This window comes from Bacillus sp. FJAT-27245 (assembly GCF_001273955.1).
Classification (GTDB): domain Bacteria; phylum Bacillota; class Bacilli; order Bacillales; family Cytobacillaceae; genus Bacillus_D.
In genome coordinates this window covers 3,579,083-3,605,402 of record NZ_LIGI01000001.1, presented here as the reverse complement: position 1 = coordinate 3,605,402, position 26,320 = coordinate 3,579,083, and the positions used below count along the sequence as shown (strand labels likewise).

General features: G+C 38.0%; 34 protein-coding genes. 27 read left to right on the top strand and 7 right to left on the bottom strand.

Annotation, left to right across the window (positions count from 1 at the left end):
- Positions 1 to 88 precede the first annotated feature (88 nt).
- The 6 genes from ADU24_RS23135 (at position 89) to ADU24_RS17695 (ending at position 4,109) form a co-directional block, all read left to right on the top strand.
- A complete protein-coding gene (locus ADU24_RS23135) occupies positions 89 to 226 on the top strand; it encodes a FeoB-associated Cys-rich membrane protein (RefSeq protein ID WP_156324621.1) in 138 nt (45 codons plus the stop codon).
- A 75-nt stretch (positions 227 to 301) separates the two neighbouring features.
- The gene (locus ADU24_RS17715; protein ID WP_053367870.1) at positions 302 to 619 is read left to right on the top strand and encodes a hypothetical protein; all 318 of its coding nucleotides are present in this window, start codon (positions 302 to 304) and stop codon (positions 617 to 619) included.
- A gap of 118 nt (positions 620 to 737) precedes the next feature.
- The gene (locus ADU24_RS17710; RefSeq protein ID WP_053367869.1) at positions 738 to 1,520 is read left to right on the top strand and encodes a lipid II flippase Amj family protein; all 783 of its coding nucleotides are present in this window, start codon (positions 738 to 740) and stop codon (positions 1,518 to 1,520) included.
- A 131-nt stretch (positions 1,521 to 1,651) separates the two neighbouring features.
- Complete coding sequence (locus ADU24_RS17705; protein WP_053367868.1) at positions 1,652 to 2,008, top strand: hypothetical protein; 357 nt, start codon at positions 1,652 to 1,654, stop codon at positions 2,006 to 2,008.
- Positions 2,009 to 2,320: 312 nt separating this feature from the next.
- Complete coding sequence (locus tag ADU24_RS17700; RefSeq protein ID WP_231689634.1) at positions 2,321 to 2,851, top strand: RNA polymerase sigma factor; 531 nt, start codon at positions 2,321 to 2,323, stop codon at positions 2,849 to 2,851.
- Positions 2,832 to 4,109 (top strand): GerMN domain-containing protein, encoded by a 1,278-nt coding sequence (locus tag ADU24_RS17695; protein WP_053367867.1) that lies wholly within the window; start codon positions 2,832 to 2,834, stop codon positions 4,107 to 4,109. The genes ADU24_RS17700 and ADU24_RS17695 overlap by 20 nt, the downstream gene beginning before the upstream one ends.
- Before the next feature lie 110 nt (positions 4,110 to 4,219).
- Here the strand turns inward: ADU24_RS17695 and ADU24_RS23555 are convergent, their stop codons facing one another.
- On the bottom strand, positions 4,220 to 4,522 hold the full coding sequence (locus ADU24_RS23555; RefSeq protein ID WP_053367866.1) for a hypothetical protein: 303 nt from the start codon (positions 4,520 to 4,522) through the stop codon (positions 4,220 to 4,222).
- Between the two features lie 295 nt (positions 4,523 to 4,817).
- Here ADU24_RS23555 and ADU24_RS17685 point away from each other — a divergent pair, with 295 nt between their 5' ends.
- Positions 4,818 to 5,912, top strand: coding sequence for an L-dopachrome tautomerase-related protein (locus ADU24_RS17685; RefSeq protein WP_053367865.1), 1,095 nt, complete (start codon positions 4,818 to 4,820; stop codon positions 5,910 to 5,912).
- A 175-nt stretch (positions 5,913 to 6,087) separates the two neighbouring features.
- Here the strand turns inward: ADU24_RS17685 and ADU24_RS17680 are convergent, their stop codons facing one another.
- Genes ADU24_RS17680 through ADU24_RS17670 form a run of 3 tightly spaced genes read right to left on the bottom strand, consistent with a single transcriptional unit; the run spans position 6,088 to position 7,827 of the window.
- A complete protein-coding gene (locus ADU24_RS17680) occupies positions 6,088 to 7,224 on the bottom strand; it encodes a zinc-dependent alcohol dehydrogenase (protein WP_053367864.1) in 1,137 nt (378 codons plus the stop codon).
- Positions 7,225 to 7,242: 18 nt separating this feature from the next.
- Entirely contained in the window at positions 7,243 to 7,602 is a 360-nt protein-coding gene (locus tag ADU24_RS17675) for a spore coat protein (protein ID WP_053367863.1), read from the bottom strand.
- 15 nt (positions 7,603 to 7,617) lie between these two features.
- On the bottom strand, positions 7,618 to 7,827 hold the full coding sequence (locus tag ADU24_RS17670) for a hypothetical protein (protein WP_053367862.1): 210 nt from the start codon (positions 7,825 to 7,827) through the stop codon (positions 7,618 to 7,620).
- 156 nt (positions 7,828 to 7,983) lie between these two features.
- Here ADU24_RS17670 and ADU24_RS17665 point away from each other — a divergent pair, with 156 nt between their 5' ends.
- The 12 genes from ADU24_RS17665 (at position 7,984) to ADU24_RS17615 (ending at position 17,016) form a co-directional block, all read left to right on the top strand.
- The gene (locus ADU24_RS17665; RefSeq protein WP_053367861.1) at positions 7,984 to 8,190 is read left to right on the top strand and encodes a hypothetical protein; all 207 of its coding nucleotides are present in this window, start codon (positions 7,984 to 7,986) and stop codon (positions 8,188 to 8,190) included.
- Positions 8,187 to 8,486 (top strand): spore coat protein, encoded by a 300-nt coding sequence (locus tag ADU24_RS17660; protein WP_053367860.1) that lies wholly within the window; start codon positions 8,187 to 8,189, stop codon positions 8,484 to 8,486. The genes ADU24_RS17665 and ADU24_RS17660 overlap by 4 nt, the downstream gene beginning before the upstream one ends.
- Before the next feature lie 910 nt (positions 8,487 to 9,396).
- Entirely contained in the window at positions 9,397 to 10,527 is a 1,131-nt protein-coding gene (locus ADU24_RS17655) for a serine hydrolase domain-containing protein (RefSeq protein WP_053367859.1), read from the top strand.
- Positions 10,528 to 10,740: 213 nt separating this feature from the next.
- Positions 10,741 to 11,394 carry a uridine kinase family protein gene (locus tag ADU24_RS17650; protein ID WP_053367858.1) on the top strand — a complete coding sequence of 218 codons (654 nt, stop codon included), beginning with the start codon at positions 10,741 to 10,743 and terminating at the stop codon, positions 11,392 to 11,394.
- Positions 11,395 to 11,419: 25 nt separating this feature from the next.
- Positions 11,420 to 11,581, top strand: coding sequence for a GNAT family N-acetyltransferase (locus ADU24_RS22710; protein WP_082306968.1), 162 nt, complete (start codon positions 11,420 to 11,422; stop codon positions 11,579 to 11,581).
- 152 nt (positions 11,582 to 11,733) lie between these two features.
- On the top strand, positions 11,734 to 11,964 hold the full coding sequence (locus ADU24_RS17645; RefSeq protein WP_053367857.1) for a hypothetical protein: 231 nt from the start codon (positions 11,734 to 11,736) through the stop codon (positions 11,962 to 11,964).
- Between the two features lie 341 nt (positions 11,965 to 12,305).
- Positions 12,306 to 12,764 (top strand): NUDIX domain-containing protein, encoded by a 459-nt coding sequence (locus ADU24_RS17640; RefSeq protein WP_053367856.1) that lies wholly within the window; start codon positions 12,306 to 12,308, stop codon positions 12,762 to 12,764.
- A 175-nt stretch (positions 12,765 to 12,939) separates the two neighbouring features.
- A complete protein-coding gene (locus ADU24_RS17635) occupies positions 12,940 to 13,368 on the top strand; it encodes a hypothetical protein (RefSeq protein WP_053367855.1) in 429 nt (142 codons plus the stop codon).
- Positions 13,369 to 14,357: 989 nt separating this feature from the next.
- Entirely contained in the window at positions 14,358 to 15,107 is a 750-nt protein-coding gene (locus ADU24_RS17630) for a class I SAM-dependent methyltransferase (protein WP_053367854.1), read from the top strand.
- A gap of 49 nt (positions 15,108 to 15,156) precedes the next feature.
- Positions 15,157 to 15,636 (top strand): GNAT family N-acetyltransferase, encoded by a 480-nt coding sequence (locus ADU24_RS17625; protein ID WP_053367853.1) that lies wholly within the window; start codon positions 15,157 to 15,159, stop codon positions 15,634 to 15,636.
- A gap of 196 nt (positions 15,637 to 15,832) precedes the next feature.
- On the top strand, positions 15,833 to 16,183 hold the full coding sequence (locus tag ADU24_RS17620; protein WP_053367852.1) for a YciI family protein: 351 nt from the start codon (positions 15,833 to 15,835) through the stop codon (positions 16,181 to 16,183).
- 32 nt (positions 16,184 to 16,215) lie between these two features.
- Positions 16,216 to 17,016, top strand: coding sequence for a hypothetical protein (locus ADU24_RS17615; RefSeq protein ID WP_053367851.1), 801 nt, complete (start codon positions 16,216 to 16,218; stop codon positions 17,014 to 17,016).
- Positions 17,017 to 17,094: 78 nt separating this feature from the next.
- Here the strand turns inward: ADU24_RS17615 and ADU24_RS17610 are convergent, their stop codons facing one another.
- Both ADU24_RS17610 and ADU24_RS17605 read right to left on the bottom strand, forming a co-directional pair.
- Positions 17,095 to 17,523, bottom strand: a complete 429-nt coding sequence (locus tag ADU24_RS17610) for a hypothetical protein (protein WP_053367850.1) — start codon at positions 17,521 to 17,523, stop codon at positions 17,095 to 17,097.
- 391 nt (positions 17,524 to 17,914) lie between these two features.
- Positions 17,915 to 19,165: an amidohydrolase family protein gene (locus tag ADU24_RS17605; RefSeq protein WP_053367849.1), complete on the bottom strand. Its 1,251-nt coding sequence runs from the start codon at positions 19,163 to 19,165 to the stop codon at positions 17,915 to 17,917.
- A 230-nt stretch (positions 19,166 to 19,395) separates the two neighbouring features.
- On the opposite strand from ADU24_RS17605, the gene ADU24_RS17600 reads away from it, so the two are divergent.
- The 4 genes from ADU24_RS17600 (at position 19,396) to ADU24_RS17585 (ending at position 21,506) form a co-directional block, all read left to right on the top strand.
- The gene (locus ADU24_RS17600) at positions 19,396 to 19,611 is read left to right on the top strand and encodes a hypothetical protein (RefSeq protein WP_156324618.1); all 216 of its coding nucleotides are present in this window, start codon (positions 19,396 to 19,398) and stop codon (positions 19,609 to 19,611) included.
- A gap of 195 nt (positions 19,612 to 19,806) precedes the next feature.
- A complete protein-coding gene (locus ADU24_RS17595) occupies positions 19,807 to 20,304 on the top strand; it encodes a GNAT family N-acetyltransferase (protein WP_053367847.1) in 498 nt (165 codons plus the stop codon).
- A gap of 243 nt (positions 20,305 to 20,547) precedes the next feature.
- The gene (locus ADU24_RS17590) at positions 20,548 to 20,934 is read left to right on the top strand and encodes a hypothetical protein (protein ID WP_053367846.1); all 387 of its coding nucleotides are present in this window, start codon (positions 20,548 to 20,550) and stop codon (positions 20,932 to 20,934) included.
- Between the two features lie 86 nt (positions 20,935 to 21,020).
- Positions 21,021 to 21,506 (top strand): NUDIX hydrolase, encoded by a 486-nt coding sequence (locus tag ADU24_RS17585; protein ID WP_053367845.1) that lies wholly within the window; start codon positions 21,021 to 21,023, stop codon positions 21,504 to 21,506.
- A gap of 117 nt (positions 21,507 to 21,623) precedes the next feature.
- Here the strand turns inward: ADU24_RS17585 and ADU24_RS17580 are convergent, their stop codons facing one another.
- Positions 21,624 to 22,256 (bottom strand): LysE family translocator, encoded by a 633-nt coding sequence (locus tag ADU24_RS17580; protein WP_053367844.1) that lies wholly within the window; start codon positions 22,254 to 22,256, stop codon positions 21,624 to 21,626.
- 301 nt (positions 22,257 to 22,557) lie between these two features.
- Here ADU24_RS17580 and ADU24_RS17575 point away from each other — a divergent pair, with 301 nt between their 5' ends.
- The 4 genes from ADU24_RS17575 (at position 22,558) to ADU24_RS17560 (ending at position 26,320) form a co-directional block, all read left to right on the top strand.
- On the top strand, positions 22,558 to 23,985 hold the full coding sequence (locus ADU24_RS17575) for a right-handed parallel beta-helix repeat-containing protein (protein ID WP_053367843.1): 1,428 nt from the start codon (positions 22,558 to 22,560) through the stop codon (positions 23,983 to 23,985).
- 165 nt (positions 23,986 to 24,150) lie between these two features.
- On the top strand, positions 24,151 to 24,948 hold the full coding sequence (locus ADU24_RS17570) for a helix-turn-helix domain-containing protein (RefSeq protein WP_053367842.1): 798 nt from the start codon (positions 24,151 to 24,153) through the stop codon (positions 24,946 to 24,948).
- Between the two features lie 68 nt (positions 24,949 to 25,016).
- Positions 25,017 to 25,430, top strand: a complete 414-nt coding sequence (locus tag ADU24_RS17565; RefSeq protein WP_053367841.1) for a VOC family protein — start codon at positions 25,017 to 25,019, stop codon at positions 25,428 to 25,430.
- A gap of 89 nt (positions 25,431 to 25,519) precedes the next feature.
- Positions 25,520 to 26,320 (top strand): GNAT family N-acetyltransferase, encoded by an 801-nt coding sequence (locus ADU24_RS17560; protein ID WP_197277528.1) that lies wholly within the window; start codon positions 25,520 to 25,522, stop codon positions 26,318 to 26,320.

Here is a 26,320-nt window from a genome sequence, read left to right as displayed (position 1 = left end):
GTTATTTTACGATTAGGCATTACAATAAATAATTATCCTGACCAGACTGATTTGAGTGTATAATAATGGAAAATGGAGGTGTGTTTCGATGGCCTATCTATTTATTGCAATTGTAGTATTAGTGGTCGGAACTGTAATTTTTAAGATGATCAGAAATAGAAAATTACCGAGTAACAACTACACTCCTTTCGATGATTTAACTACAGGAAAAGTTGATAAAGAGTAGAGTTTGCTGTCATTTGAAAGCTTTTTTCTTACACTACCATGAAAGAATGGAATTAACTTTTTTTGGAGGAGAGAGATGGCCATATGGAAAATATATTTAATTACTATTAGTGAAATCATTTTATTTTTAGTTGTTGGTTTTTTAGTAACGAACAATGTGCTTAAAAATGTATATGAAAGTGCTGGAATTAGCTTTATAGGGAATGTTTGGGTTGTATGGTTCGGTTTATCATTTATTCTTTTTGGTTTATATTCGATTGGACTCTTCTTTTTTGTCTCAAAAGAAAATCAATTACTGAAGGATAGGTTAACCTCAAAAACTTTTTGGTTAATCGTTTTAGCTTCAATTGTAGGAGTTTTTGTCCCATTTTTTAAAGGGGAAATTCCTTTTTAACTATCACAAACGGGTGGACTGATTCAGGAAGGATTCGCCTCCTTTTTTTTTTGAATCCCCTTATGTGGTGAAAGTTACCAAAACAAGAAGTGTGTTCTGATAAATTGAGGTGATTCTAATGCTCCTTAGTCTGATGTGCCTGACATTAGTCATTCATTTAATTGATACGCTGTCCTACTCTGTTCGAATAAGTTCCGTTAAGAGTGGTAAATTTGCACTTTCTATGTCTTTATTTAATATATATGTTTTAGTTTCCAGGACAGCCAATATGTTTCAAGCTCCATTAATAGGTGCACTTATAGGATTAAGCATTGCCAATCAAACAGATCCAATAAATGAAATTAGACTTGTAATATTATCAGCAACAATTGGTACACTTATGGGAGTTATATTAATCCCCACCTTTCTGAAATTATTCCCAAAAGCAGTTGATAGACTTGAAGTGAGAGGGTCAGTTCCCTCAATTGTATTGGAAGCGTTAAGTATTGCGAACATAAAACGTATGGTTAAAAATACAAAAAAACCGCAAAGAAAAATGATTCACAGGTTGAGATTTAGAGAAATACCAAAGAGGTTATTAATTCTCAACACAATGATTACAGCGATTTATACAGTAGGAGTTGTTTCAGCCTATTATGCTGCATTCTTTGTAGAAGAAGAATTTCGCTTATCCGCATCAGCCTCTTCTGGAATGATTAACGGGATTGCAACAATTTTGTTAACTCTATTAGTGGATCCTCAATCAGCTATTATTACTGACCAGGCATTTAGAAATAAACGACCAAATGAAGATGTGAAAGCCCTGGTGACTTTATTAATTGGAACCAAGCTTTTGGGAACTCTAATTGGACAAGTTCTAATTTACCCAGCAGCAATGGTAATTGCTAGTTTTTATAAGTAGGACTTTTTGTGCCGTTAATGAGTGGAATACATTCAAAGCCGAACTGATTGACCAGAAATCAACACGCGGGCAGCCGCGGAAAAAGTGAAACAACTAATCAACTTGTCGTCTATTAAAAAAGGGGCATTTTTATGTATAGAAAAAGAATTTTTTATGCCATTACACTGCTGTCAGTTTTGACTATATTCGGTGGATGTAACAGTTCTTCATCAAATGGCTCATATGCAGGTATTTTAATGGTTAATAAAAAGGAATATTACTGGCATGGGGATATTAAAGATAATGAATTTACCCTTGGCGAAAAAATTGGTGATGTACAAAAAAGGGCAGGAGAAGACCTTATACCAAAAGAGAATTTAACTTCCAACTTTTTAGAAGTAGGCGAAGAGGTATACTCTTCCAACGAAGACAGTAAGGTTATTATCGTAAAACGAAAAAATGGAAGTTTGGAGAAAATGACTGAAGAAGACTATTATAAAAATGAATGATGGGTGTTAAACTAAAGAGCGCTTTTTTCAAATCAGAAAATGGATTCCATAGAACAAACTGGACGGCTAAAGGGGTGAGTTAGAATTAATAACGTAATATAAGAACACCTAGGGTAGGAACAAGGGACAATGACTTCAATACAATAAATTATAACCAATAGGAACAGTCACTTTGATGACTATTCCTATTTTTTTAATGAATAATTTTTATTCAATTGGGAACACGCTGGGGAATAAATGATATTACTTTATATTTTTGAAACCGATAAATAATAATTCCGTCTATACTCTTAACATGAAAGGGGGGGTAACATGAATCGACATATAGAACTGCAAATTCAAATGTTGTATGAACAATACCATAATGAAATTTTTCGTTATATATTCCTAATGATCGGTGACCGTCAACAAGCTAAGGATTTAATGCAAGAAACCTACGTCAAAGCATTTATAAATATAGGAAATTTTCGGGGGGATGCTAGCCTTAAAACATGGTTATATCGAATAGCTCGGAATGAAACAATTGATTACTTGAGGCGAAATAGGCCTGCTACTTATTTTCTTGACTTCTTTTTACATGTCAAATCGAATGAACCGACTCCGGAAGAAGTGATAGTGTATGGCGATAATCTGGAACAGCTTTATCTTGCACTTTCACGCATAAAAAAAGGATACAGGGATGTTATTATCTTACGTAAAATTAGAGAGTTTTCTACCAAGGAGACAGCAACTATTTTGGGGTGGAAGGAAAGTCGGATAAAAACTAATTTGCATCGAGGGCTTATGGCACTTCAAAAGGAAATGGAAAAGGAGGGATACTTAAGTGAAACATTCAGATTTTGAAAATCAATTGAAAATGTTAAATAATATAAGTTTAACAGAACAAGAATCCTCTGAATCCTATCAAAAAGTACTTTCCAAAGTTAATGAAGTGAGGAAACGAAAGAACATTGGAGCCATCCTTAGACGTCCAATAAATGGAATTGCTACAATGCTCGTACTATTAGTCGCTGGCTGGTTCCTAAATGACCTTGTGAATTTCTCTATTAATCAACCGGGAGATCAGAAGCCATCTTTAGGAGATAAAGATAATTCTATAGTGGTTGAAAAAAGTAATGCCTGTATGGATAGCAATGTTGAACTCTCTGCTAACTCAATATTGGTTTATTTCGAATGTCAGGGAGTTGAAGACCAACCAAAATCAGTTTTACGGGAAGTTAAAAGTGGTGAAAAAGTGGAAAGCCGTATTGAATATGCAGTTAAGCACTTAATACGTGGTCCGTCGAAGGAAGAACTTAAAGAAGGATTCATATCCATATTTAATGAAGAAACTGCTGATTCATTACAAAGTATCGAATTACAGGATTCTGGTCATCTAATAGTAGATTTCGCTGATTTCTCAAAGATTATTCCAAATGGAAGTGCATCAGCTTCTTCCTTTGCAATGATGGAAACGTTAAACAAAACAGTTTCTCAGTTTGCAGAGGTTAAAACGATAGAGTACCGTTTTGACGGCAGCTGTGCAGAATTTTTTGGATGGATTCAACAAACGTGCACGACTTATGAAGCAGATGATTATAGGGACATAGAAGAGAACACTAAAAAATTATTATTAGAAAAGTCAGAAGTTGTATTTAATCAGTTAATGACGAAGCAATGGGAGGAATTAGCGAACAATATTAATATAGAACGAGGACTTGTATATTCTCCATATTCTAATGTTGGAGACAGTGATGATTTACATTTTAGTAAAGAAGAAGTTCGAAGGTTTGCAGAGGATCAAAAAATATATAGTTGGTCTTGGGATCAAAGTGAGGCTGAATTTAAAGCTACACCAAATGATTTTGTGGAAAACCTACTCAAAAAACGCAATAACTATGTCTATGAGTATGATGAAATTACGTATAATGACTCTAATGTGGGAACAATGGTTAATACGATTCATGATATTTATCCAAACGCAATCTATGTTGAGTATTTAGATGAACCTGATAGGGAGTCCCTGGACTGGTATAATTATCAAGCGATAAGATTTGTTTATGAGGAAATAGATAATGAATGGTATCTAATTGGATTAGTAAGGGGGGCTTATAATCCTTAATTAGAACACGGACAGGCCACGGGGACGGTTCTCGTGGCTTTTTTATGTACCAAAAGAACCGTCCCTGTGGAACACCTGGAACACCTGCCTGTGGAACACAATGCTAGTTCCTAAAGCGATTCTGAAAGGATGCGAGCGATTTGTTCGCTATCCCCTTCTCTGTACACATATTCATGATAATGTGGTTGATGGATGTCTCTCCATCCCTTTTCTTTAGCCTTTTTGTAATAATGTTTCGCCTGTTCCTTTTCGCCGGTCAAATAAAACATACAGGCTGTATTCCAATATAATGCGGCATCCCCATTCCAGTCCCAGCCTTTATCAAGTGCCTGCGTATAACTCCAGGCTGCGCGGGACATTAGGAATTTTATAAGGATGAAAAAGTTGAAAATGCAGATAAAATAATTATTCAAGATGGTTCAACTGGAAATTCAGAATCAATTACTGAGCAGAAGCAAATAAAGGAAGAGGTATTTATATATAACTTTAATGTGAAGCTGGGAATCCAGATGTAATACCTGAAACTCTTCAACTTGTCATTTCCTTTAAAGCATAACAGAGATTCATTTCACCTGACAGACTTTATAAATTTCGTAAACAATCATGCCATCATCTTTTTGTATAGAAAAACTTATTAAGAAACATGCACTAGAAAAAATAAAAATCATATATAGGTGATATCCGGTTTAAATGGTTGAGGAGGATATCATGAAACCTATGCTACCTATTGAAAAATATTTCGGTAAGCTAGAACTTGTTTATACATTTTTTGGGGCAATGCCCACTGGTGTTAGTGTTTCAGAAACAGGGCGTATTTTTATTTGTTTTCCGAAATGGGGAGACGAAGTAAAATTTACTGTGGCGGAAATTGTTGATGATAAATTGCAGCCTTATCCTAATTTACAAACCAATTTGTTTAACCCCGAGAATATCAAAATGACTTTCATCAGTGTCCAAAGTGTAGTTACTGATGGAAGGGGAACGCTTTGGGTATTAGATACATCCGCACCCAATTTCTCTGAACCTATTAAAGGCGGAGCAAAATTAGTCGCTGTTGATTTAAAAACCAATACAATTAGAAGAGTGTATTCATTTACAGAAGATGTTGTCCTGCCAACAACTTACCTGAATGATGTCCGATTTGATTTTCGTGTTGGTAGAGCCGGATATGCATATATTACCGATTCCTCATCTAGGGGACCAGGAGCTATTATCGTGGTTGATTTAGAAACTGGAAACGCATTTAGACGGTTAAATGGGGCAAATCCAACTTCACCCGATCCCTTTTTTTTGCCGAAAGTAGAAGGCGAAATTTTGATGAATCGAAACAAAGATGGCTCAACCTCCCCATTTAGGCTGGCGTCCGACGGAATTGCAATTTCTCCCGATGGAAAGGTATTATTTTTTTGCCCACTCACAAGTCGTCATCTGTTTTCGATTTCAACAGAAGTCCTAAGAGACCGGTCCATACCGGATGCAGATTTAATTTATCATGTGAAGTATCGGGGAGAGAAAGGTGCATCTGATGGAATGATCACCGATGCAAAAGGAACCGTTTATGCTGGGGATTATGAAAATAACAGTATTCGAAAGATCTTACCGAATGGAGCCATGGAAACCATTGCACATGATCCAAGAATACTTTGGCCGGATACTTTTTCAATTGGCCCTGATGGATACTTATATGTCATTGTAAACCAATTACATCGGCAAGCCAGATTTCATTATGGAAGAGATTTACGAGAAAAACCTTATAGTTTACTTCGTTTGAAAATCGGCGAATTACCTGCTCCTGCCTTTTAATAATAATGGGTTACTTCCTTCACAGCAGTAGGCCTTTTAGATGTTAATCAGCCACTGCTAGCCATTTCTTTTCATGACAATCCAATCGCTGAAGAGGATAAAAAACGGGGAGAGATCAGTACTTTTCCAGTGATACAACAAAACCCAGTCTTAAACTCACTGGGCTGTCTGTTTTTTAAGGTTTTAATATAACTTTAATGCAATCTTCTGTTTTTGTGTCGAAAACCTCATATCCATGCTTAGCCTGATCGAGGGGGAGAACGTGTGTAATAACATCGCTAGGATCTACTTTTCCGGAATTGAACAGGTCATATAGGAAAGGCATATACGGAATTACTGGTGCCTGTCCCATTTTTAAATCGATATTTCTCTGGAAGAAGTCTCCAAGCGGAAAAGCATTGTATCTTCCTCCATAAACGCCTGTTATTTGGATGGTACCGCCTTTTCTAACTGCCTGGCTGGCAATTACAATCGCCCCCATCGCTCCGCCCTGAAGCTTTAGTCCACTTGCAAGAAATTCCATTTCGGTCCACTTTCCATCCATGCCGACAGCATCTATGACTATATCTGCTCCGCCCTTTGTAATTTCCTTTAGGTACTGACCGGTGTTTTCATGCTGTTCAAAATTCACAATCTCAACCTTGTTGTGTTTCTTGGCATGCTGCAGCCGGTAGTTAATGTAATCTACAGCAATAACCCTTTTTGCTCCTTTGTACCAGGCAAATTTTTGGGCAAGCAGTCCAACCGGGCCGCAACCAAGCACTATGACTGTATCTCCCTCTTTGACGCCGGCATGGTCTACCGACCAGTAGGCGGTTGAAGCTGCATCGGCAAGTAAACAAAGCTTTTCATCTTCAATTTCGCAAGCTTCGGGAATTTTAAAAGGCGTAAAGTTTCCGTAAGGGACGCGCATATACTCAGCTTGCCCGCCTGCATAACCGCCAGTAAGTTCAGAGTAGCCGAAGAATCCACCCATGTCACCATGGGGGTTGGAATTATCACATTGGCTGGTTAGATCATGCTGACAATACCAGCACGAGCCGCAACTCACGTTGAAAGGGATAATGACCCGGTCACCTTTTTTTAAATTCCTTACATCTGGCCCTACTTCCTCAACAATCCCCATCGGCTCATGCCCAATGACAAAGTCAGTAGGCATGCTGGGAATCATACCATGAATTAAGTGAAGGTCCGAACCACAAATTGCGGAACTTGTTATTTTAACTATAATATCATCGGAATTCTTAATTGTTGGATCTTTCACTTCTCTTACTTCTACATTTTTAATCCCTTGATAGGTAACAGCTTTCATCTAAGTATTTCTCTCCTTTTATTCATTTGGAGTAGCGAACATTCCGCCCCGGTCGGTGTCATTATGGAAGAGAGTCATTTGGCCAATTTGAACGGCTGTCTCTGCTCCTTTTAAATCAACTGGATACTGCTCCTTAAAATCATAGGGGTGAAGCCATTTTCTCTCCATCATTAAGTCGGAAATTTCTCCGTGTAAATCAATTGCTTGCATCAATTGTTTAGTTAATACTCTTTTAAGTTCCGGATTCGCAACTTCTGCAATGGCAAAGCCATAATTACGAATACCATTTTTTACAGAAAGCAAGAAGTCCATTGCAAATGCTGAATCGGCCAGATTCGGCATGCCTTCCGCGTTTCTCGGGTCTAGATAGTCTTTCATGATTCCACCTCCTGATTAATGAAGAATTTCACTCTGTTTATAAAAAGGCAGTAGCTCATTTATCGCTTCTGTTGATTGTTGAACATCTTTCTGCATTAACTGTTTTAACTCATTATTAAAGCAAATCCCTTGCATTAATTTAGACCTCAGCAAACAAACAGTTTTCAGATTGATGATTTCATGTGTCTCCAAAGTTTCGTGTAGTGCCAACTTTTGCTGGTCCATCAACTCTTCACCTCTACTTTTTAGTCTAAAGTATTTTCCCAATGAGGATTTCTTTTTATACACAATCAATGGGCGACTTTATTTTTTGACATGAATATTCCATTAAGGTCATCCAAATAAATAAGAAGGTACAAAAACACAAAAGGAGTGAATATGATGGTCAAATATCTAGGATTGCATGAGACTCTGGAAGTACACGAATTGTTAACCTTTAAAAACCTATGTTTAACCAAATCAACAACGATGGGTCCTTTGGCACAGGATGAAGAATTAAAAACAATTCTTTCAAATGATGTTTCGGCAGGACAACAGCATATTCAGCAATTGCAGCAAATCTTAACAAATCGGGAGGCCAACCAATGAATCAATTTATCCAAAACATGGTAGGGATGGGCGGTATGACGGATCAGGTTATCGCAACTGATTTCTTAATGTCTGCTAAAGCAGGAATAAGGAATTACACAATTGCAATAACAGAAGCAGCTACCCCGGAATTAAGAACAGTATTGAGGGAACAGTTACAGGCTGCTATTCAAACTCATGAAAATATAACCAGCTATATGATGTCAAAAGGATACTATCATCCACATAATCTAAGTGAGCAGCTGCAGGTCGATTTAACTGCATCACAGACAGCAACAAACCTAGCACAGCAATAGGCTATTGTTTATTATGGGAAGAGAGGACTCAATAGCGAACCTTAACAAAGTGAGTACTTATGAATGTGCCTGTGTAGAATTGACTCTGCACAGGTTTATTCTTTTACAGGTTACGATCTTTTGGTCGATAACTAAGACCAAGTCCCAAGGAAATAATTAAGTTCTATATAACAGGATGAATAGGGCAGGTTAAGAGAATTTAATTTATTCGTATAACCTGAAAATATAAAGTATAAGAAGTGTCAAATACCTTGATAATAAAGGGATTAGGCGCTTTTTGTTTTTTTATGAACTGGAAAAAACCGAGATTAACACGAATTCGCGTTGATAAAGGCAGGATTAACAGCCTTTTTTGTTGAATTCCTTCGAATAATGGAAATTTGATACAGGGATACCAGACGGCTGCTTTGATGGATATGGTTTACCGATAACCGTCAAGTTATAACCGGGGGAAAAAAAACGAGGTGCTGTGATTCTTCTCCCAAGTCATAACAAAGAGTATATCGGTATGAAAATCATGAAAAGATCGCTGCTTAGCCTTAGATAAAAAAGAGAAGTGGGGGAAAGATAAATGGGATGCTGGTATGAAGATCTAAAGGTAGAGAAGCCTTCGGTTAAAAAAGGATTTAGCAAAAAGTGCAAAGGACCGAACAGAATATACATTGGGTAAAACAAATTTTATTAATAAGATATTGAGTTTAAGTATTAAACCAATTTGAAAGCGGCTAACGGGGGCTTAGTTCAAATAAGGATTAAGGCACCCTTTTGCTGAATCCTTATTGAGCTAAATGGCAGCTTACTTTAAGAAGTAATGTCTTTTCCTTTGAAAAATATCTAATAAAAGAGGGGTTTGTATAAAAATAGAGAATTTAAATAAGTTAATAAGTGGAAAGTTAATTAGAGGTGTATAATGAAAAATCCCGACAGTAAATTAGACCAAATAACTGATTTTATAAATGGACTTTGTGAAGAACAACATACCGTTGGAATCAGTGTTTCAATTACTTTGGAGAAAGAAATTGTATATGCTAAGGGATTCGGTTATTCACAATTAGGAAAACAGCCTCTTAAAAAAATTACCCCAAATACAATAATGAGTATTCAAAGTGTTTCAAAAAATTTCATGGCGACAAGTATTTTACAATTGGAGGAAAGTGGATTAATAGATTTGGATGATCGTCTTGTAGATTATTTACCTTATTTTCAAACTAAAGATAATAAGTTAAGTGATAAAATCACTATACGTCAAGTGTTAAGTCATACGGCTGGGTTTCCATCCGATTTGGGTATTGCAAATTTGATAGCTCCACATTTAAGAGAGATTCATTCAGGTAATCCAACTGGTTACCAAAATGTTCTTGATTATTTCCGTTTGACTGAAAAAGAGCTTAATCAAATTAAAAGTCGTGAAGATATTACAAAATGGTTCTCTAAAGTTGAATTATCATATCCTCCAGGAGCTGAATGGCAGTATTGTACGGATGCATATGTAATCGTCTGTGACCTTTTTGAAAAAGTTAGTGGTCAGTGTTGGGAATCTCATTTACAAAAGAATATATTCCAACCACTAGGCATGACTAGAACTACTTGTGATCATAGCTGTGTGGAAGCTGATGATGATATTGCCTCATATTATTTAGGTGAAGAAATGAAACCAATGCCTTATCCTAAAAATCCTATTTCAGCTCCAATCGGCTTTATATATTCAACTGCTAATGATTTAGCAAAATATTTGTCTGCTCATATGGAAGTAACTTCGATATTAAAAAATACATCCAAAACAACAATGCAGACACCAGTTACTTATGTTACAGGAGATTGGAAAAAGGAAAGCGAAGTCAGAGGGTATGGTTTGGCTTTTTTTACTGATAACTATAAAGGCTTAAAGCTAGTTGAACACGCAGGTGGTCAATTAGCAGTACGTGCATCAATATCGATGATACCAGAAAAAAAACTTGGTGTTACCGTTTTACTTAACTTTAATAGTCCAATCTTCCACACTATAAACCGTAAAGTATTTGATATATTATGTGATTTATAATTTTTAAAAAATACTCAGAAGTCATTACTTGTCAATCTAAAAGGTGAACGTAAAAAAGGTGCGATGATCTTGGAAGGATTTCCGCCCTTTTTTTCTTGATTTTCTAATTAAATGAACGGGAGGTTTGTGGAACATGGATAGGAGGAGTTTCTGTAATATGAAGAGACGCTCTTTCACTAAACACGAAAGAATTTTTAGAAAAGAGAGTGAACGATGAACACAATAATGCAAGAAATCATACGTTGGATTTATAATTCGGATAAGAAACTGATTATTGGGATTTCTGGTCATGGAGCTGCTGGTAAGACGACTTTTGCACATATGTTAATGGAAGAGTTACAGTGCGAAGTAAACTATCTTAATACGGACCCTTACATAATAAGTTCTTCATTACGAAAATACGCAATGATCGATTATACACATAAAGGAACATTACATCGTTTTAAAATGACAGCATGCCATCCCGCAGCACATCATGTACCTTCCTTAGAAAGAGATTTACTGATGCTAAAGGAAAATATGAATTTACGCACGATTAATACACATTATTTAAAAAGCGAAATACTCTCCTCACAAAACGAATTGTGCATAGTAGAAGGAATGAGTGTTGCTTTTGCTAATCCTGAGTTATTTGATATTCTAATCTATTTTTATACAGATGATGATACGGAGCTTGAAAGACGATTCGGTCGAGATATAAAGGAAAGAGGGACAGATATCGATTATTTAAAACAATCTCACAACGAGCGACGTATTCAGTACGAAGTGTTTATGCATCCATACAGTAAGAATTTTGACATTATTATTAAAAGTACCAAGGAAACAATTTATGTAGAGGAAAATAATTTTGATTTTAAATTAATTTAGTCTTTAAAAAAATAGAAAGAAAGGTATCGGAAAAAAACTAACTAAATACGTTTTTGAATTTGGAAGAAGCCTCAAAGTTGATAGTATTGAATTGGGAGTATCCGAGGAAAATACATCTGCCATTGAATTTTATAGATCAATTGGGATGACAACGAAGAGTAGAAAAATGGGGATTATATTGAACTAGCGGGTGCGATGATCAAGGAAGGAATGACTTCCTTTTTTTGTTGAAATCCTTATTGAACAAACGGGGCATTTAGTTGAAGAGTGTTTCTTAAATTGTGTTCAACAATCGGGGCTTTTAGTGGAATACAGGTAGTTAGATTAAGGGGGATTTTTGTGAAGTTATTGTTATCCATTCTATTAGCTGGGTTTTTAGGTATCTTGGCATTCCTCGGTCCTATTGGAATTTATATCTTATGTGCAATTATTGTCGGAGTCATTTTCAGGTCATTTATTTTAATTAATGAGGTCCATAAACAAGTAGTACCAACTAATAGTAATGACAAGGTGAAAGATGCGTACGAAAGATATATCAAAGAGAGAAACGAAAAAGAAACGGAAAACTAATGTACGACGTTCTTCAACTTACGGGTGCGTTAATCCAGGCAGGATTAACCGCCTTTTTTGTTGAATTCCTTATTGAACATACGGGGAAGCATTCCTTATTGAGGGAGTATAGTTTAAGTGGAACATAGACAACTTTTATTAAATTATGTAAAATTATGGTATGATTTCTTTTGCTGAATTCCGTATTGATCTAACGTGGAGTTTAGTCAAGAAGAAGGAGAAGAAAACTCTTTTTAATGAAAATGGAGTTCCTTTCTTTAACGAAAAGGTACTTTGTTCGGTAATAGTTTAAGAGAATATTTTAAACACAAAAGTACATTTTAAAGGGGATTATCTACAAAATGGGGATTAGAAATTCAGCCAAAGCAGTTATCGTTAAGAAAGGGAAGATACTAGCCATAAAAATGCATGAAAATAGTGGAACGTACTATATTCTACCTGGTGGTGGACAAGAACATGGTGAAAATCTTCATGAGGCTTTAAAAAGAGAGTGCAAAGAAGAATTAGGTGTAGAAGTTGAAATTGGTGAATTGTTATTTGTCCGAGAATATATCGGAAAAAACCATGAGTTAGCTGCGTACCATTCACATGCACATCAAACAGAATTTATGTTTATGTGTCATGTTAATCAAGATACACCTTTTTATGGGAACAGTCCAGACAAGGGGCAAATAGGTACGGAATGGTTACCAATTAAAGAGTTATTAGAATATAAATTATATCCCCGAGCATTAAGAAATCATTTAACATCTTATTTTGAAACTGGAAAAGCTCCAGTTTATATAGGTGATATTAATTAATCTCTAATACTTCCTATTTCAACAAAAAGGTGCTTTAATCCATGAAGGATTACGGCACCTTTTTGTAAAATCTTCTTCTTGTGCTAACGTTGAAAAAGCTTGAATGATTAAATTAGGCAAAAATGAAACTTGGCAACGAATTGCAACGTAGCTTATGTAAGGAGGGGGTTATGGTATGTTACGTTTTTTGTTTTTTCTAATTTCTCCACTAATTTTATTGGTAGGTTGTCAGGGGAATGATGATATTTCATCAACTACTCCAAAAGAAGCTTTGGAACGGTTACATTTAAACGAAAATTATGCAGAAGTAAAGGAAATTTATGAAACGGTCAACATTCATGAAGGAAGAGTTATTAGTGTTTATAAAGGAATTTTAGACAATGATGAAGATATATTTGTAGCAAATATTGAAAAAGAGGATGGTAAGTGGTTGGTAACAGATGCCGCAAACATTGGTATGCCTTCTGCTATTAAACTGAACCAAAGTTCCTCTACTGAAAAATTCGAAGCAGGTTATACAAATGAAAAATCAACATCTAAAGAAAATGTTAACTTAATCGAAATAGATAACAATGAATATACGGTTTGGATTGAGGTTTTTTAGTATTCGAATTAAAATCATCTTCAACAAAAAGGTGCTTTGTTCCTAGGAGGATTAAGGCACCTTTTTGTTGAAATGCTTATTGTGCTAACGGTGCAGGTTAGTACAACAAAATGGAGTTAAGGAGGTTATTTGTGTGAGAGAGAAACTAAACTATGCAATTGTCTTTACATTTCTTTTAGTCTTTGCTTTCGGTTCTTATCAATTATTGTTAATAGCTTCAGAATTAAAGGAAATGAACTTGTGGGTCGAGTATATAAATCAAGGTGTTAACAATTTAAGAGACCAGTAAAAACCACAATTACCTTAAATCCACATTCCTAATTCGAGAAGTATGCCTAAAAATAATAAATTGTGAAGGATTGTACTTAAACAAACGGGTGCGTATGTTGAAGAAGATGACCATCACCAAAAGAATCAGAAAGGCCATCATTTTATGAACTGATGTTTAAAATGGTTCATTATTGGAGAGAAAATGTGAATATGAAGCAATCCGGTTTGTATTCCTTAAAGTACCAATGCCTCAGCGTGGTCTTACTCCATTCTGAGTAAATACATTTGGAGGCTCAGTCTTTTGCTATATAGCAGGATGAAAAGGGCAGGTTAAGTGAGTTTAATTTATTCGCATAATAGAATTTAACCTGAAAATATAAAGTATTAGAAGTGCCTAAATACCTTGATACTAAAGGGATTAGGCGCTTTTTGTTTTTTTATGAACTGGAAAAAACCGAGATTAACACGAATTTACTATGATAAAGCAGGATTAAGGGCTTTTTTGGTGAATTCCTTCAAAAACTGGAATTTTAATGCAGGAGAACCAACCAATTTCTTAGATGAATATGGTATACGGCTAACCGTCAAGTTATAACAGGGGAAAAAAACGAGGTGCTGTGATTCTTCTCCCAAGTCATAACAAAGAGTATATCGGTATGAAAATCATGAAAAGATCGCTGCTTTGCCTTAGATAAAAAAGAGAAGTGGGGGAAAGATAAATGGGATGCTGGTATGAAGATCATTTTCAGCAGGATTATTTATTAATCTATAAACATCGTAACGAACAACACGCACAATTGGAGCTAGAGAGTCTGTGGAAACATATCCCGTTAAATAGAGAGGGGAAGGTACTTGATTTATGTTGCGGATCTGGACGTCACAGTAGATGGATGGCAAAAAGTGGCCACAAGGTGACGGGTATCGATCTATCTGCTGTTTTATTAGAGGAAGCCAGAAAGTCATTAGATAGTGAAACGATAATCTATCAAAAGTCAGATATGAGAGAAATATCATTTAAAGAGGAGTTTGACATCGTAGTTAACCTTTTTACAAGCTTTGGTTACTTCGACCAAGACGAAGAAAATGAAAAAGTTCTGAAGAAGGTGTATGAAGCATTGAAAACAGATGGTTATTTTCTATTTGACTTCCTTAATCCTTCTTTTTTGGAAAGTAACCTTATTCCATTTTCTACTCATTCAGAAGGAGAGATGATTATTAATCAGTATCGGAAAGTTGAAGGGGAATTCATTGTAAAGCGGATCAGCGTTAAAGATGCATATTCCCAGCGTGACTACGAAGAACGGGTGAAGCTCTACTCCTATCAAATGCTGAAATCCATGTTGTTACGGAATGGCCTTGAGCCTATTCAAGTATTTGGGGATTACAGCGGAGACTCTCTGTGCGAATATAGCTCTCCAAGGGTAATTTTTCTTTGTCAAAAAAGAACAGGAAAGCAGTTGACAGGGTGATTCTATCAGGAAAAACTATAGAATCCAGGTTAAAACAAGGAGGTTTAATATGGAACTCGTTATAAGAAGAGCAGAATACAATGAAGCCAAAACATTAGTACATATTTATCGTGACGCATATTCTGAAAATGAAAACTTGGGGCTTCCTGCAAGTGCATCAAAGGTGAAGATTGATGAAGTCCAAGGCTGGATACTCAACACTATCTTACTAATAGCAAAAGAAAAAGATACAAACAAAATCCTAGCCACTGTAAGGTTTAAATATAGTGAAGATTGGCAGTGTTACGTGTTAAGTAGATTAGCAGTCAAGTCAACTTATAAAGGTATGGGTATCGCTACACATTTAATGAAATTTGGGGAATCTGAGCTGGCAAAGATGGGCGAAGAAAAAGTTAGGTTAACAGTAGCTCAAACTCACCCATATTTGGCAAAAATGTATGAGAAAAAAGGATATAGAATTGTTGGCGAACGATTACTTCATAACTTGCCATATAATGAATTTATTATGGAAAAATTATTAGGATTCTAGTTGAAAGGATCTTTAGGCCAAGAAGGATTACGGAACCTATTTGTTGAATTACCTTATTAATCCAAAGGGGATCGATCGTACATCTAACATGCAAATCTTTTTTACACAACGATTTGATTTTTTATCAATGTATTGATTGGTTTATTTATAAAGAGAGTTAAATTAGAGGATTTGCCTCTAAAAAGGAGGAATATTGATGCTGTTTATGCTGATTGTCAAAGCCTCGAGGAATTCGGAAGCGGGAAATCTCCCGAGCCCCGAGCTCATGGAAGCGATGACGAAGTACAATGAGGAATTGGTTGAGGCAGGCGTGCGGGTTATGGCTAAAGGGCTTCATCCAAGTTCGAATGGATTGCGCATTTCGTTTCCGAATCCAGGGGAAAAGCCAGTTGTTACGGAAGGGCCGTTTACGGAATCGAATGACTTGGTTGCCGGGTTCATCCTGATTGATGTGAAGTCCAGAGAAGAAGCTATCGAGTGGGCAATGCGGATGCCGGACCCGCAAGGATATGGGGAAGGCCAGATTGAAGTGCGTCAAGTATTTTAGGAGCCGGAGCTAAATGCGATTGGGGTTTAGATATGGATAAAAAAGCTGTTAAATTACTCTTTAAGCGGTTTTGGACATCGGAAGGCTGGACAAATAACCACCTTAGTAAAGAAGAATTACAATACGCCAAAGAAGCAGGGATCATGTTCGAACCAATCCTCGTTTCGCACGATGAAATCATCCATCAAATCGTAGAATTGGTGAATACTCTAGATTTGAAAGATATTAGTGATCAGTTTATTGCAAGTTTATCTACAAGGCGACTTGATTTACGATCAGCTTTAGGATCATACATAATAGGTAGGCATTTAGTAGAGCACGCATTTGCCGGCTCGGAAGTTTTTTGCTTGTATTGCGGATCATATGGTAAGACCAAAGAATTAGAAGATTTAAATGTACTGAATTTTGAACGGTTTAAATGGGGTGGAGTGCGCCACCTGCAGCCTATTTATATAGCATTTGATCTATTGCAATATTCTAAAACAGAAAAACTTGTACCTACCTCAGAAGATTATGAAATCCTCGATAGAATCCTATCTGCTATAAATGAACTACCAGCACATGGAAAACCAAGAGATTTGGAAAAAGCACTCGCCAAGATAATAAAATCGAATAAAGCAGAAAGGGAAGTATTATTGCAAATACTAGGGTATTGTTCAATCTTATCAACAAAGGATTATCCAGGTTTCATGAATGAATTTATTCCACTTATCAAAAGGGAAACGCCAAATAATAAAAATGACTGGTCCTATCCCGTATGTTGGTGGAAAGGCAAAAATGGCCTAAATAGCGAAGCAGTAAAGCTGATATTTCCTAATGCCCTAAGCAAATAAAATGACATGTTTTTTTAAAGTGAAAGGTGCTTTCTTCCTGAAAGAATGAAAGCACCTTTTTGTCGAATCGCATGGGAATTACTCCTCAAACTCCACATCATTTGGAATAACATCCACATTCTCTTTCGTCTCGATAAACTCAGTCAATTCCTTAACAGAGCTTCGGGATAGTTCAAACGTGCCACCATCGGGAGAATCCAAGCTTTGCATATAGCCCTTTCCGTTTGATGTGATCCATAAGTGATACCCCTGGTAATCGCCCTCTCTTGACATGATATTAATTGTTAACGAAGGCTTCGTACTTATGATTTTATCGTCTTTCATTTTCTTTGCATCATGAACCGCGTCCACGAAAACAATCATGTCCTCTTTATGCAAAAGCACGTCAACTTGCTGGTTTTTCTCACCATCTTCCCAATAATTCACATCCACCTCTAAAACATAATCAATTTCACTGGGAGATAATAAAAAATGGGCAAGACGTAAAAGCAGGAAAACTTTTATCATGAAGCTCTCTCCTTACTAGTAGAATATCCTTTAAATTTGTGGAAAGAAGTGATGAACCAACCCTTAGTGGTTCTTCCTAGTTCTTCTACCTCTCCCCAGTAATTCGCTAACCTCTAAAAGTTGATGTGAAATTCTCACACAATTTATTTGGAGTGAAGTTGATTGGAGCGGAAGGCACCGGCTCCTGCGGGATTCAGCGGCAAGGTGGAGACCCCACAGGCGCTAGAAGCGCCGAGGAGGCTCCACTGACGCCCCGCGCGTGTGCCTGGAGCGCAAATCAACCGCAAGGTTAAATTTGATCTGAAATTTTTGTGTTATTTGGAAGTTAAATCAAACATAACACAAAAAATCCCCCTCCAACACAACTGTTGAGGGGGATTCAAAGAATTATTTATTGTTTTAGGAAATCAACTTCTACTTCATTTCTCCGCGGCTCACGCTTAAACAAATACTCACCATTACGAACAGATACAAGCACTTCCGCACGCTCACGAATCGCTTCATATGCATCCTTTGCATCCAAAACGATAAAGTTTGCAGGTTTGCCCGCTTCAATGCCATACTCATCGTTCACTCTCATAATATTAGCGCCGTTATATGTAATCAAATCGAACGCCTTATTGATCTCATCAATATGTGTATAATGCGCTAAATGAATACCATTGTCCAAAATGTTCATCATATTCCCATTGCCTAATGGATACCAGTAATCCGCTATCGAATCTTGCGCAAAAGCTACATTATTTCCGTTAGCCAACAACTCTTTCACTCGTGTCAGGCCCCGGCGTTTCGGGTAACTGTCCCCACGGCCCTGTAAATGCGCATTTTCAGTAGGGCACGAAATAAAGTTGATTTTCGACTCCCTAAACAAACCGAGCATCTTATTCGCATAACTGTTTTCCACCGAACCAAAGCTTGTTGTATGGCTGGCTGTCGTGTATTCACCATAGTCCTTTTCCATTACAAGTGCATTCAACACTTCCAAAAATCTGCTATTCGGATCATCATTCTCATCACAGTGAATATCAATCATCACGTTGTATTTTACCGCCATGTCCACAATGCGCCTCAAAGATTCCACACCATGCTCATATGAAATTTCAAAGTGAGGAATGCCGCCAGCTACGTCAGCACCCATTTTAAGTGCCTCTTCCATTAACTGCTCCACACCTTTGTATCGAAAGAATCCCTCTTGGGGGAATGCAACAAGCTGCAATGTAACGATATCCTTCAACTCTTCGCGCAGCTTAATTAAAGCTTTCATCCCAGTCAGATTAGGGTCGGTAATATCGACATGGGTACGAATGAATTGAACCCCATGGCTCACCTCTTTTTGAATCCCCTTAATCGCACGTTCCCTTACCAATTCTTCCGTCAATGATTTTTTATTATCGCTCCAGCGCTGAATCCCTTCAAACAGCGTACCGGAAACATTCGCATTCCCTTCGCCTAGCCCTGAAAAGATGTAATCCAGATGCAAATGAGGGTCAACATAAGGCGGCAGCACCAATCGGCCTTCCAGATCAATCACTTCGCCATCGCTCTCTAAATTGTTGCCAATCGCTTTAAACCGGCCGTCTTCCACCAAAAACTCATGAGACTCCGCGTCACCGTATATAGTCGCATTAATAAATTTCTTCATATAACCATCACTCCTTACCGCCAGTGTAGTAAAGAAACTTTTGCATTGCAAAGTACCCGTTTGTGGCAAGCCGCGGGGACGGTTCTTGTGGCTTTTTATGTACCAAAAGGACCGTCCCTATGGAAGAAAAAATAATTTACTTGTAAATTTGTTCTTATTGGGCAAAATATGGTGCGGGACAGTGCTGCCGAAAAACAGCACCTCCTATAAAAATGAGGGAGTGAAAGATGATGGCTAATACCAACGACCGTAAACGTGAAACAAATGATACCGGCTCAGTAGCATTTAACGTAGGCGCGGTTCCCGGGGACACCATGGCTGATGCACTTGATCCATTTGGCTCCGTTGCAAGCGCACCTACTGGCCAATCGCTCGAAAACAGATCCGGCGTAGGAATTGTTGATAAAAACAATGAAAGCTCCGAAGCCAAACAGCAGAATAAGTAAACCCATCCAGTTACAGCAGTTATCGTATCCGGCGGACTTCCAACATGGGAGTCCTTTTATTTTTTTAAAATTTTCTTCGATAATATATTCATTCCTGTATGATTAAAAGTATCGAATGTCTTTGAAAATTGTCCGGCAACAAATGCCCGGATATCTGTTTGCGTTTAACCAAATAAGTGAGGAGTTTTAGCCAAGATGATTTCTTTAAGAAATGTCCAATCTGCAGATCTAGAACAGCTGATAACGATTGAAAACGAAGGCTTCTCAAAAGAGGAAGCTGCCACGAGGGACGCATTTGTGGAAAGGACTCGCTTGATTCCTGATACATTTATCGTGGCAGAAAAGGATGGGGAGATTCTTGGCTATATTAACGGCCCTATCATAACTCAACCTTACATAACCGACGATCTTTTTGAAAAAATCACAGCGAATCCGGAAAGAGGCGGATATCAGAGCGTTTTAGGATTAGCTGTGTCCAAAAAGGCCAGGAACCAAGGAATCGCAAAAATACTGATTCGAAAAATGGAAGAGCTCGTAGTACAAAATGAACGAGATGGAATCACGTTAACGTGCAAATCAGACCTCGTTCCCTTTTATGAGAAATGCGGATTTGTTAACCATGGTATGTCCGAATCACAGCATGGAGGAGTACGCTGGTACAACATGGTGAAGTTGAGAAGGAATATGGATTGATTTGGACAGGGGAAAGCCCCCTTGATACCAGGAGACTGCTACCAGAAACAACAGCCAACCACTATGCTGGCAACAAAACCTCCGTCTTGCCATGGATTAAAAGACTCTCCATTTCGTGATTCGCAGCTCCTCATCCCTATTCTTGTTGTGATGACGACGGATACCAAGAAGGACAACTGCTCCCTTTTGTTGAATTAGTTGAGGAAGATTTAGATGGGGAAATAAGTAACCGGGGGTAAGGGGATGTTAAACGAGGCTATTAAGGCTGTTGAAGAGTATCGCTCCATTCTAAACAAGGGCGATGTACAGGAAGTAAACAAGTGGATATCGGATGCCTTTATAGGATATTTCGGTTACTACAATGACCGGGATTATGAGGTTTATGATGGAAGCTCGTACAAAAAGTCCAATGTGGAAACAATCAAAGGGTATCAAGGTAAAAATCCATATTGGGAGTACAATGATTTAACAATGAACCTCCGATCAAAAAATGAGCTCATCCTGTCGTCAATCTTAAATTTTTATCTATCCGGAGAAAAAGTAGCCGTTGCTTTGGCCATGGAGATATTTAGAAAGGAACCGGATGGTTGGAAATTGTACAGACATCATATGGAAAGGTATTCGTCCTAAATATCTTTGATGTTTTAACGCTCTTATAAAAAGATTTTTGGCAATCTATCTAAAGACAAATTCCATAATAATAAGGGGAAATTTAGATGCAGACGATTTATGCAAATTGGAGTGGCCATCATGTGAAACTCACTTGGATTCCCCGGATGAAAATAACCGAGTCTACCACAATCACGAGTGTTCATGCCGTCTGTTTGAAAGATGGGAATGTCCTGTTAGCTCATATTAAAAATAGAGGTTTTAATTATCCAGGAGGGCACATCGAGGACGGTGAAAATGTCGAGGAAGCCATAGTACGGGAAACTTATGAAGAAGGATACGTAAAAGGAACGATCAAATACATAGGGTCGATTGAAGTAAGCCATGAAGAAAATCCTTTATTTGACCCAAACGGGAAATATCCTTTGATCGCTTATCAGGCATTTTATCGAATGGATGTAGTCGAATGTCTGCCTTTTCTCCGTGAACATGAATCAACCACCCGGATTTGGGTCGAACCCTCCGAGGTGCCATTCGTTACTAATGACCATGAACTATCAACATTAATCTTACAGGATGCACTGGCATTGTAAGGCCACGGGGACGGTTCTCGTGGCCTTTTTATGTACCCAAAGGACCGTCCCTGTGGAACAAAAAAAGGCCCCTTGATTTCCAAAAATCAAAGGGCCTCGTCTTTATTAAAATCCAACCTAATCATGCGCCTTTTCAAGGGCCAGTTTTATGCCAAAGCCGATTAATATAGCACCTGTGATGCCTTCAATCACACTTTGTGTTTTAGGCTTTTTCATAAAAGCGCTAATTGAATTAATTAAGGTGACGTAAAGCAAAAACCAGACGGCGGTAAGTAATGTGTACGTAATGCCCATGATTAAAAACGGGATGAAGGTACCGGTGCCTGGATGAACAAATTGAGGCAAAAGGGTCAGGAACATGACAGCCACTTTTGGATTGAGAATATCCGTCAGGAACCCTTGCTTAAAACAGGATTTGTTTTGAAAACGGCTGCTCGTGTCCGCTTCTAGACTGGCTGTTGCATCCTTTTTCCTCAAAGACCATAACGATTTAACACCAAGATAAATTAAATAAACCGCACCAACGTATTTGAAAATCGAAAACAATAAGGCCGATTTCATAATGAGCGCTGACAGTCCTAAAATCGCAGCGGACGTGTGGATGAGAAGGGCAACACAGGTGCCGAAAGCCGTCTTAAGCCCGCCGATTTTTCCCGCTGTAATCGTATTTTTCGTCACTACCGCAATATCCGGACCAGGCAAAACAATTAAAAACACACACAACATCAAAAACAAATAAAAATTATCCATGAACTCATCCCCCGTTCCAAATAAGATACCCTCAAAATTCTTACTTAAATTATATAGGAATTCAGCTATATAGTGAAAGCCAGAATCGGTTCTACTTCATTTAAAAATACCCTTTTCGGCCTTCTCCGGAGATGCCCCTACCCAAGGAAAATTTACCAAAAGAACCGTCCCTTTGGAACATTCATGTGGAACATGTATAATAATCTATTTGGCGGGATTCTACCGTGGTAAAAGAACGAATTAAAATTCTGTATATATTTTTACAAGGAGTAAAATGGGTTCGTTTAAAAGGAGTAAGAAGATGCAGCAATTAAAAGTTCCAAGGATGGGTATCATGTTCATTCTTTTCTTCTTGATTGTTCCCACTGTATTAACGGGGTCTAGTGATGGGGCATTGGAGAATAAGAATGGATTAATTCATCTTTTGGAAAAGAAAATACCGAATTTTGATAAAACCAAAATAATATATGTTGTGGCTGATGAAAACACCGCAAAAAACGATAGGACAGAACAACTACAAAAGGCTTTAAATTTTGGAGCTGGAAAAGTTATCGTATTGCCATCTGGCAGCTCATTTAAAATCAGCGGCTTAGTAATACCCGACAATACCACGATAGTTGGGTACGGAGCAAAACTATACAACGATAAAAAACACCAAACTCTTTTGTCAATTGGCAATGGCGTAAAGTTATATGGGATTGAGCTCCAGGGGGCGGGCAATACAAAAGCAGATCCAAAGGGAGTCGGAATAGCAATTCGGGGGGCAAATTCAGCTAGCTATGTCGAAAATATTGTTATAGAAGATTGCTATATTCATGATATTGGTTTTTATGGCATTATGGCTGAATTTGCGGATGATGTAAGGATTTCGAATACAGTGATCCGTGATATTGGTTTTGCTGGAGTAGGAGGATTGTCAGTCCGTAATATGCATATTAACAAGAGCCATATAAAATCAATCAAACCAGGAAACAAAGGAAATGCATACGGGGTCTTTTATTCGCGGAAGGGTGCTGAGAGTAATTTAAAGGCACACCCCAGGAGCACAAATAGTTCAGTGACGAATAGCATCATAGAGGACATTCCGTTATGGGAGGCCCTTGACACTCATGGCGGGGAAAATATTACGTTTAACAATAATACGATACGAAATACAAAGGTTGGCATTGCATTTGTAAATGCAACAGGAAAAGGAGGGAAGAAGCTATTTGGTTCCCAAAAATGTACGGCAAAAGGCAATCGGATTGAAGGAATCGGCAAGGGATATGGAATCGTTGTGGCTGGAGCTCCATCTGATAAAAGCCGTGGCTGTACCATTGAAGGAAACTTTTTAAAAGAGGCGGGCCAGCAGGGAAATAGTACCTCTGGTGCAATCCAGGCATCCTATACGAGAGGATTGGTTATAAAAAATAATACATTGGTAAATTCCTATGCAAATGGCATCCACCTCTATACTCATAATCAGCAGTTTTCAGTGACTGGAAACAGAGTGGAGGATGTACAGGATTCTTTGTATAGGACGCCTTCTGCGATTGCCTTTCGTTCTGGTCATAATTCCGGTACGATTGCTGGAAATAATCTTATCAAAAGTAATCCGAAATTAAATCGCTACGTATCGATTCGTGGAATCAATATAACCACACAAACAAATATGAACCTGGTCATAGGCAAAAATACGAATAACTTTGTCCTTCCTATAGCAGGAGGAACAGGTGACCATGTAAAGTAGAGGCCACTAGGTCACGGGGATGGTTCTCGTGGCTTTTTTATGTACCAAAAGGACCGTCCCTTTGGAACACTCTCTTTTTTGAAAATACTTGGAGGATAGTTGAACTATATAACGAATACTTCTCAATAAGCTCTTTTTAACGCCGGATGTGAAAGTGAGGTAGTGATGACTAGGCAAATTGAAATCACGGAGGCCATCCACTATATCCAAACGCACCTGTATGATCACATTACACTCGACAAACTGGCCAGCCATGTATCGTATAGCCCCTATCATTTTAGCAGGATGTTTAAAGAAGAAACGGGCCTTCCGCCACTATATTTCGTTTCCTCAATGCGCCTGCAGCGGGCAAAGGAGTTATTGCTCAACACAAATCTGAGTGTCCGGGATATTGGTTTGGAAATCGGTCAGCAAAGTTTAGGCACCTTCACGACCAGGTTTACAAAAAGTGTCGGCGTGACCCCGGCCCATTTCCGGAATACCCGTGAGGAAGCGGAAAACCTGCTGCACACCCTCGAGCAGCTGGATGGAAAAACAAAACGACAACAATTTGCCAACAGCCCCCTATCCGTAAAAGGAACCGTCTCATCAAATGAGGAGTTTGAAGGGGTCATTTTGGCCGGCTTATTTCCCAAACCCATCCCGGAAGGACTTCCGCTCTATGGCACACTTCTCTTTTCGCTCGGTGACTTTCAATTTCACAACGTAAAACCCGGGCTCTATTATTTGTTTGCCACATCTGTTCCATGGGGAATGGACGCGCAGTCCTTCCTGATTCCGCATCAGACGTTAAGGTATAAACCAACAGGCCCCATACTCGTTAACGGGAATGAACAAGTCCCTCACCAAGATCTACTCCTCAGGCCAGCTCAACTAGACGATCCTCCAATTCTCATTTCAATTCCCAGATTAATGACGAACTTCCTTCAGCGAGTAAAAAAGAGCAATCGAAAAGAAATATGAACATTATGACAGTGTTAAGATTGGGATAAGATGAAAAATGAAAACGTTAAATAATGGAGGGATAAACAATGGGAGTACAATCAAAACAAATTTTTGTGAACCTGCCAGTGAAAGACCTAAACAAGTCAATGGAGTTTTACAAGCAAATTGGCTATGAATTCAACCCTCAATTCACCGACGAAAAAGCAGCCTGCATGATCATAGGCGAGAACATCTATGCCATGTTACTCGTCCAGCCCTTCTTTCAATCATTCACGAAAAAGGAACTGCCTAATCCACACGAAACGACAGGAGTCATTAACTGCCTTTCCGCCGAAAGCAGGGAACAAGTAAATGAAATAGTAGATAGAGCCATAGCGGCAGGCGGCCACGAAGCAAGCAAGCCTCATGACCAAGGCTTCATGTACTACAGAAGCTATCAAGATCTTGACGGACATTATTGGGAAATCATGCATATGGATCCCCAAGCCCTGAACGGTTAAAAAGTGAAAATGAAGGAGTGAAGCAGGGGACCGACCGAGTGCTTCACTCCTTTAGTGTTGCTCTGGATGTTACTAAAAGGAGAAAATGTATGATTACTGTAAGGCAGCTGTCAATTGACAACCATCACCAAGTTATAGAGCTTTTTGGTGACGAAGTGGACAACTATTACTTTCTCATCAATGACTTAATTAGTAACAGATATGAAGGTGAAAATTTTAAGTTATTTGGTGAATTTGAAAACGGGAAATTAGTTTCCGTTTTATTAAATAACTTTAATAACATCACATACTATTCCAATGCTAATCGGGATGTAACTTTATATAACGAAATGTTAATGAAATTAACCTTTAGTAAGATATCGGGTCCAAGTAAATTTATTAACAAATTCATTCCTTTAATCAATCCTAAAAAGGTTACTTTATCTCATATGGGGGTTGTGAAGGCCGTTTCTGCTAAAAGAAAGTACCCGGAACTTCAGCTGAAAATTGTCCAAACCGATGATGAAATTGGAATGCAATATGACTTATTCTTAAGGACCGAGGAATTTGTCGGCACTCTTCCCGAAAATAAAGAGGATTATATTAGGAAGGAAAGAGAAAGATTAAGGAGCACCACTGACCGGACGGTTTATTTAAGTGTGGAAAAACAAATGGTTGCATCAGCAGCAACAATTAGAGAAGGGAAAAACAGTGCAATAATTATCGGGGTTTTTACCCATCCCGATTTCAGGGGGATGGGATATGGCACAGAAGTATTAATAGGTTTGTTCGAAATGCTATTAAATGAAGGTAAATATGCGTACCTGTTTTATAACAATCCAGTTGCTCGAAGTGTCTACAAAAATTTGGGGATGATTGAAATTTGCGAATGGCAGGTAGCAGAAGTCTGA